We start from the raw sequence: 8,091 nt of genomic DNA, 5'->3' as shown, positions 1-8,091 counted from the left end.
TAAAATCACTAAAGAATTTAATTATAAAATTCTTCCCGCCCAGTATCGGGCAAGGAGAACAAATATTTCTAGAGATATGTATATAGGAAACAAGGTTCAGTTCGGTATGCATATGGGGATTAGAGATGATCTTCCGGATTACCCTTGGTACAATCCAGTGGATGAACCGCATTTTACTACCACTCAAGATTATCTCCCGGAAAAAAACCCACCAGAGCAAAATGAACGAGAAGTAGATACGATGGTGGATATTCTACATGATAGTCATGATCGTTTCAAAGAATATGAAGCCGAATATCCGGGGGTCCAAAAGCGAATCGTCAACCCACCAACACAAATGGAAGTTGAGGTTTCATTGCAGAATGATGTAGCTGACTACAATCATTCGAGAACTTTTAGAATAAGGAAAGTTATGAATTTTGATCTGGTAGTGAACTCAACGCCTACTTTGTCACTCACAACACCAAGTGGCCAAACGCTGCAAAATGATGCAGGTAAAAGCCTTCTTAATGTGGAGGGCTATGTACAGGATGCGGATAATAATGATGTTACCATTAGTGTGGAAATCCCTAATGTGTTGTACAAGAAAATTATCGTGCCCAAAGCACATAATACCAAAGCATTTTCGATCCCTATTGATGTCCTAGAGGATGCGATACCTCCAGGAGACTACACAGTAATTGTGAAGGCGGTCGATCCCTCGAATGCTTCAGCCTCTGCTTCGATGTCCTTTAAAGTGAGGCAAAGGTTAAAGCGTAGTGCATTCGTGCTTATTAATAGCCAAATCCAGAACAGCACATCATACAGCGATTATGAGGGAGATGCCAAATACGCGGAGCGCTTTAAGTACCAGCATAATCCCGATTATTTTGACAACAGTATGGGACTGCTTGCTGATTCCGGAGCCTGGCGGAATTCGCCGTATGATTCCTTTTCATTCACCGGTTACTATGTCGTCACCTATCAGCCCAAGGATACACCAACAGCAGATAACCGATTCAGTGAATACCGGATGTGGGGCAGTGACAACTTTACAAAGCTATCCTTCCAAGTACACCGCAAGCCGATTGCCTTATTCACTGCTAAATTAGTCGGAGGAGCTTTGCAGATCACCGACAGTTCTTATGACTCCGATCATATCTCCAGAGTGGATAAGGGGCTGACGCAGCGGCAGTGGCAATATAAAAAAGGCGATGAAGAGCTATGGAAAGATGGTACTCCTTCAGGGACGTTATCATCTACCGAAAACTATGTTATCCGCCTTCGGGTACGAGACATTGACGGAGAAAATGCTTTGGGTGTGTGGAGTGACTGGTGTGTACGCACGGTTGGCACAGCGGCGGGGAACCTGCCTCCGGTAGCACTGTTTACCGTAGAGCCGAGCACCGTTTCCTACCGGAAGGCAACCACGGTCACCGACAAATCCTTTGATCCCGATAATGACCCACTGGATACCTATCAATGGTCCGTCGTGAAAAATGGATCACAGACGGTCTGGTCCTATACCGGTGGAGCTAGTACACCGCCGAATATCGCCAGCTATGGAGTGGGAAGTTATCAACTGACCTTAAAAGTACGCGATAACCGCGGATTATGGTCTGAGCCTTACAGCCAGAGCGTGACGGTAATGAATCATCCCCCGATTGCTGACTTCAATATGCCTTCGGAGGTATACCGGGATACCGTTATTGCCCTAGAAAACTTGACTCCAGATCCGGACAAGGACGGTGACAGCTTGTCCTATGTTTGGAAAACAGCGAACCGTGAAGGTCCATATTATGCTGTAGGGACCAATCGAAATCAGACTGTGGTCATGCAAAACATAATTAATGCGAACAGTCTTTCGCCCAAACAGTCCATTTCGGATCGATGGGAGATGAAGCTAACCGCATCTGACGGATCGCTGAGTTCAACAGTTTCCCGGGCGTTTACCGTGCTGAATCATATTCCAACAGCGAAGATTATCGGGAAGACACAAGTTTATCAGGATGACATACTTACATTCAATTCAGCGGACGTAGACGAAGATACAGCGGATCAGCACACACTTCGGTATTACTGGAATGTTACGGACAGCAGCGGCCAAATGAAGAGCTATACGACCCCGAATATAGAGGTGAGCTTTCCAGAGACGGGTACCTACCGTTTTGAGCACTGGGCGATTGATCAGATTGGAGCGAAGTCCAATATCGCCACCTTGGAGGTTAGTGTTATTCCAAACCTGCCGCCATCGCTGACACTCACCACTCCGGTAGGAACGGCAGCGAATCCTTCCGTCATTGATGCGCAGCTGCTGGGAGATCCGCTAGTAAAGTGGACATACTCCGATCCGGAGAACGACGCGCAAGAGAAGTATTTATTAGAGTTTTATGACAAGGACGGATCATTAGTTAAAACCATTCAGAACAATGATCCCACCGGCACGCTGCGGCAGTATCAGATTCCGAACCCGACTTTTGAGCGGTTCGTATACTTTTATCTGTACGGCCGAGCCTACTCCAAAGGTTCCTGGTCGGAAATTTCGAATGAGAAAGCCTTCATTCTCGACAATCCGCCGCAGCCGGGCTTCACCTTACTGACGGACACAGGACGTAATGCAGCCCTGGTGCCGATCTACCGGACGGATGTCTTGAATATACAGGATAAGGCGACAGATCTGGATATCTTGAAGGGCGACAGCATTAGCCACAAGTATTATCTGAAGCCGGCAGGCGGAACGGAGAGCTTAGCCAGCGCCCAGGGCAATTTCAGTAAGCAGTTCACCACTAACGGTACTTTTACGCTGCGGCAGGTAGTGACAGACTCCCTGGGGCTGTACCGGGAATTGTCACAGTCCATCACTGTGGCCAATCGGCTGCCTACGGTTAACATTTCGTACCCGACCAGCAGCAGTCAGGCGAGTCCAACGGTAGTCAATACGCTAACACCGATTATGAAGTGGGAATACCAGGACGAGGATGGAGATCTGCAGCAGCGGTATAAAGTGCGAATCATTAATCTTACGACCGGAGCTGTGACTGTACAGTCGGGGGAACAGACTTCAAGTGCGAAGCAGTGGCAGATCCCGGCAGGAAGCCTGGCAGAAAATCAGAAGTATGCAGTGGAGGTAGAGGCGTATGATGGCTTCGGCTGGAGCAACGTGTCTCCACGTAAATATTTTATGGTCAATCTGCTGACGGTGAAGGGCGGAGTGCAGCACACAGGGGAGTGGAACAAGAATAGGCAAGCTTATAATTTAAAAAAGAGCGGGAATGCGGAGAGTCCGCGAGGCTATAACATCTTTTGGGCGGGAGAGAGTTTTGTACTTGAGGCTAAAGCTACGGGTATGCCAGATACGGTTGATGTGACCATGACGGGTGGCTACACGGTTCAACTGAATCCGGTGAACAGCGACAGAACGCTGTGGACAGGCGAACTGTATGATCCCGCTTTTGAAAAGCTGCCGGATGGTCCGGTTGCGTTCACTTTTACTGCTAAAAATGAGTTTAATACCAAAACGGATACTGTGACAGTAACTATCATGGGGGAATGGACCGAATATTTTCAGAGTCACCGGATAAAATAAAAGCAAAACCGGACGGGCGGAGGGATAATCGTTAGACGATTCCCTCGGCTCGTTCTTCTGTTGCTCTTAACATTCTTGAACCTAGCGAGGCAGTTGAAGCAGCAGATCCTGTTTTCATTCCCTGGGTTATGTAAGCCGTTCTTTGAGTTCTGCGCATATAGTAGGACAGTTTGCCGCTGTAAATTTTATGAGCGCACAGCGATGAGGCAAAATCTTCGGGCGTCACGAAGCAAGAGGGCTTATCTACAGGCCGAAACGTAATCTCTTCAAACAAGGAGGCGACAAAATGGGAACAAAAATAAGCGTCCTCCCGGTCTATTTTTATGTTCAGCAGGACTCCAATCAGGCCCAGGAGGTGGTATTTATAGCGCTCTTGATGCTGCATCATGCCCTGCACATGGTTGTACATCGTCTCGTATTCCGTATTGCTGACTCTGAGCTGATAGATTGCACAATTCGCACTGCTGTAAAAGGGGTCGATAAAGTTCTCGTGAATGAGCCCCGCAACAAAAGGGTTGTACATTTTTTTTCTTCCAAAGCTGTATACCTCGCGCAATTCACTGTCAAAGGCGATCGAAGCATGATTCAGCTCAGCTTTCGTGAACCATTTGATTAATCCGCTGAAGGCGGTACCCGTCCCGGTAAGCACAATATAGATATCTCTATTTGCGGTCATGTTCGAAATTCCTTTCTTCTGGAAGTATTGTATCATCCGGTTAAACCGTTAATTGAAGTATCTTCATCTTACTGTATAATCCAGCTTTGTAAAACAAACTTTAGTCTTAACTCAAAACTGGACCAAAGGCTAAGTTGACATAAGCTAAAACTTCACCTTAAACGCTTATCAGAATGCTACCGCCAGTTAGCACAGCATTTTTTTAACGGAAGAGCCGCTAGGGGTTCATGCTTCAAGATGCAAGTTTTATTTGATGTAGTGGAAATCAGGTATAGGATGTTTGGGAGACGCAAAATATAAGCTGTTGAAACCTATAGTTTACAAAAACAATTGGAATTGCTTCCACATTAGTGATACAATAATAGTCAAAATGACATTCTTGATTTAGAGGAGGATTATTGTAATGACAGAACAGGCAAAAGAACAAGCGATCCACAAAGAAGAAAATTCAACGGTGGATAACCTGGCCATCACAACCATCCGTACTTTGGCAATCGATGCAATTGAAAAAGCCAATTCCGGACATCCAGGAATGCCGATGGGTTCAGCCCCAATGGGCTATCAGCTGTTCGCGAAAACAATGAACCACAACCCGGATCACCCGACTTGGGTAAACCGTGACCGTTTTGTACTGTCTGCAGGACATGGCTCCATGCTGCTATACAGCTTGCTGCACCTTAGCGGATATGATCTGCCAATGGAAGAATTGAAGCAATTCCGTCAATGGGGCAGCTTGACACCAGGCCATCCGGAATTCGGACACACTGCCGGTGTTGACGCTACTACGGGTCCGCTTGGACAAGGTATCGGTATGGCGGTAGGTATAGCTATGGCTGAAGCTCAGCTTGGCGCTACTTATAATAAAGATGAACATAATGTAATTGACCACTATACGTATGCAATCTGTGGCGACGGCGATTTGATGGAAGGGATTTCTTCCGAATCCGCATCGCTTGCAGGACATCTCAAGCTGGGCAAATTGATTGTAATGTACGATTCAAATGATATCTCCCTTGACGGCAAGCTGAATCTTGCGTTCTCCGAAAATGTAGCTAAACGTTTTGAAGCGTATGGCTGGCAGGTTCTGCGTGTAGAAGACGGCAACGATCTTCCTGCGCTGGGTAAAGCACTTGCCGAAGCGCAAGCGGACAGCAGCAAACCGACACTGATCGAAGTCAAGACTGTTATCGGCTACGGAAGCCCGAACAAACAGGGTAAAGGCGGCCATGGCGGTACTCACGGTTCCCCGCTCGGTGCAGACGAAGCGAAGCTTACGAAAGACTTCTACAAGTGGGTATATGAAGAAGATTTCTATGTACCTGACGAAGTGCGCGCCCGTTTTGCTGAAGTGAAGGAAAATGGCATCGCGGCTAACAAAGCTTGGGATGAAAAATTCGCTGCCTACAAAAAGGCTTACCCTGAGCTTGCAGCACAGCTCGAAACTGCAATCAGCGGCGAGCTGCCTGAAGGCTGGGATGCCAAACTTCCATTCTTCAAAGCAGAAGACAAAGCGGTATCCACCCGCGTAGCTTCCGGTAATGCACTGAACGCCCTTGCTGCCGGTGTTCCTCAACTGGTGGGCGGTTCCGCTGACCTTGAGAGCTCGACAATGACACATTTGAATGGTCTGACACAGTTTACTTCCGATTCCTATGACGGCCGCAACATCTACTTCGGCGTACGCGAGTTCGGTATGGCTGCAGCGATGAACGGGATTGCCCTGCATAGCGGTCTCAAAGTATTCGGCGGTACCTTCTTCGTATTCACCGATTACCTGCGTCCTGCGGTTCGTCTGGCTTCGATCATGAAGCTGCCGGTAACCTATGTGCTGACACATGACAGTATTGCTGTCGGCGAAGACGGCCCTACCCATGAGCCGATTGAACAACTGGCTTCCCTGCGCATTATTCCAGGTCTTACTGTGATTCGTCCGGCGGATGCCAACGAAACTTCCGCGGCTTGGGCCTACGCAGTGGAGAACACCTCGAATCCGGTAGCGCTGGTGCTTACCCGCCAGAACCTGCCAATCCTGCCTGGTACAGTTGAAGGAGTGCGCGATAATATCAAACGCGGCGGATATGTTGTCTCCGACTCCAAGAATGGCACACCGCAAGCACAAATCATTGCTACCGGTTCTGAAGTGCAGCTGGCTGTAAAAGCACAAGCAGCGCTTGCTGAAGAAGGTGTTGATGTGCGTGTTATCAGCTTGCCGAGCTGGGACCTGTTCGAGAAACAGGATAAAGCCTACCGTGATTCCGTCATTCTGCCTGAAGTAAAAGCTCGTCTGGCGATCGAAATGGCGCAAACCTTCGGCTGGGAACGTTACACAGGTGACCAAGGCGACATTCTGGGCATCACAACCTTCGGAGCTTCTGCACCTGGCGATACTGTAATTAAAGAATATGGGTTCACTGTGGAAAATGTAGTCAGCCGCGTAAAAGCCCTGCTATAATATACGCATTAAGGACAAGGGGGAGAATGAGCACATGAGTCAGTTCACCAACGCGACAATTCAAAAAGCAGCCAATATTTATTACGATGGAAAAGTTACCAGCCGTACAGTCATTTTGGAGGACGGAACTAAGGTGACACTCGGCATTATGCTCCCTGGTGTGTATGAATTCGGCACGGATGGTCCCGAGACCATGGAAATTTTGTCCGGTGATCTGAAGGTGCTGCTTCCCGGCACTGAGGTGTGGAAGGAAATTAAAGGAGCGGAAACGTTCCACGTTCCCGGCAACTCCAAGTTTGCACTGGAAGTATTCGGCTTAACTGATTATTGCTGTTCTTACCCGATTCTGTAACAATAGTGTTTCAACCTGGAAGTCCCGCGTTTATGGCGGGGCTTCTTTTTTTGTCTTCACTGGAAAAATGATAGGGACCCTCATGCCGCTTTTGCCGTATTGGATCGTTCAAGGGATGATTTATGCTGTTACATTGGAGCTGATCCGCTCGTACTCAAAAAATGCGTCTTGACTGTCAGGATCCCCGATTACTCCGGTCTGAACGAATCCCATTTTCTTATAGAAGTGATGATTTCTGACGGCCCAGGAAGGGGTGTCAAGTGTCCATCTCCTCGCGCTTGGGTAGCTGGCAAAGAGGAAATGAAATGCTTCCTGTCCGAATCCGCGATTCTGCTGGAGGGGGTCAATAAAGATCCGGAGGAGAAGGAATTCGTCTTCCCTTGAAGCAGGAAACACGATCATTCCGCCGATAATAACGCCGTCAGCAAGAAGCTTAAAATAATGGCCTTTCTTCATCATTTCTGACTGCCAAGCAATGGAATCGTAACCTGGCGGTCCGTCTTCCGCTTTATTCCGATACTTAAGTGCATCTTCGTCGAATGTTCTTTTCTGTATTTCAGCCAATACCGGAGCATCCGAAGGGTCAGCGGGATGAATGTTCAGCATGGGTTCCTCCTTGAAATGATATGTACTTATTTTCACAATCAATATTCGTCAATGGATGGATAGAATCCTGCGTGGATGCTTTTTACAATAGTAAAAAAACGGCTTCACAGAGAGTGGTGCGACAACCCCGGTCATACAGCAAAAAAAGACGCAGCCTGTACTTCCGGCTGCGTCTGAAAATTCAGGCTATATAGAATGAACTTAATCACTACACAAAAGGGCAAAAGTAACGGAGGGGGAATTTGGAACTGTAGGAGCGAAAGCGACCCGCCTGAAAGCTTTCCATAGGAAAGCTCGCTTCGGAAGCAGCGTGCCCAGAAAAGCACGCTACCTCTAACCGGTGAAAGTCCGGTCGCGGGAGGGGCCAAGCCCCCGCGTAGCTAGGATGCCTGCGCATGGCGAAATCTGTGCGTAGAAGCGCATCGACAAAAGTACCGGTG

General features: G+C 48.0%; 5 protein-coding genes. 3 read left to right on the top strand and 2 right to left on the bottom strand.

The window, feature by feature from the left end; all coding sequences use genetic code 11:
- Positions 1-412 precede the first annotated feature (412 nt).
- The gene (locus tag ACQ76X_RS35375) at positions 413-3,565 is read left to right on the top strand and encodes a hypothetical protein (RefSeq protein WP_438498567.1); all 3,153 of its coding nucleotides are present in this window, start codon (positions 413-415) and stop codon (positions 3,563-3,565) included.
- Positions 3,566-3,596: 31 nt separating this feature from the next.
- On the opposite strand, the gene ACQ76X_RS35370 is transcribed toward ACQ76X_RS35375, so the two are convergent.
- Positions 3,597-4,241, bottom strand: coding sequence for a hypothetical protein (locus ACQ76X_RS35370; RefSeq protein ID WP_438498565.1), 645 nt, complete (start codon positions 4,239-4,241; stop codon positions 3,597-3,599).
- 403 nt (positions 4,242-4,644) lie between these two features.
- Here ACQ76X_RS35370 and tkt point away from each other — a divergent pair, with 403 nt between their 5' ends.
- Together tkt and ACQ76X_RS35360 are read left to right on the top strand one after the other, a co-directional pair.
- The gene (gene tkt / locus ACQ76X_RS35365; RefSeq protein WP_438498563.1) at positions 4,645-6,693 is read left to right on the top strand and encodes a transketolase; all 2,049 of its coding nucleotides are present in this window, start codon (positions 4,645-4,647) and stop codon (positions 6,691-6,693) included.
- 34 nt (positions 6,694-6,727) lie between these two features.
- Positions 6,728-7,045 carry a pyrimidine/purine nucleoside phosphorylase gene (locus ACQ76X_RS35360; RefSeq protein ID WP_038587105.1) on the top strand — a complete coding sequence of 106 codons (318 nt, stop codon included), beginning with the start codon at positions 6,728-6,730 and terminating at the stop codon, positions 7,043-7,045.
- Positions 7,046-7,165: 120 nt separating this feature from the next.
- On the opposite strand, the gene ACQ76X_RS35355 is transcribed toward ACQ76X_RS35360, so the two are convergent.
- Positions 7,166-7,651: a GNAT family N-acetyltransferase gene (locus ACQ76X_RS35355; RefSeq protein WP_438498562.1), complete on the bottom strand. Its 486-nt coding sequence runs from the start codon at positions 7,649-7,651 to the stop codon at positions 7,166-7,168.
- Between the last annotated feature and the right edge of the window lie 440 nt (positions 7,652-8,091).

The organism is Paenibacillus sp. IHBB 3054, assembly GCF_051594305.1.
Classification (GTDB): domain Bacteria; phylum Bacillota; class Bacilli; order Paenibacillales; family Paenibacillaceae; genus Paenibacillus_AQ.
The sequence above is the reverse complement of the archived record's forward strand: the minus strand, read 5'-3'. Positions and strand labels throughout refer to the sequence as shown.

Coding starts and splice junctions, on each gene's coding strand:
- ACQ76X_RS35375 (WP_438498567.1), top strand. CDS start 413: ATGAATTTTGATCTGGTAGTGAACTCAACGCCTACTTTGTCACTCACA.
- ACQ76X_RS35370 (WP_438498565.1), bottom strand. CDS start 4,241: ATGACCGCAAATAGAGATATCTATATTGTGCTTACCGGGACGGGTACC.
- tkt (WP_438498563.1), top strand. CDS start 4,645: ATGACAGAACAGGCAAAAGAACAAGCGATCCACAAAGAAGAAAATTCA.
- ACQ76X_RS35360 (WP_038587105.1), top strand. CDS start 6,728: ATGAGTCAGTTCACCAACGCGACAATTCAAAAAGCAGCCAATATTTAT.
- ACQ76X_RS35355 (WP_438498562.1), bottom strand. CDS start 7,651: ATGCTGAACATTCATCCCGCTGACCCTTCGGATGCTCCGGTATTGGCT.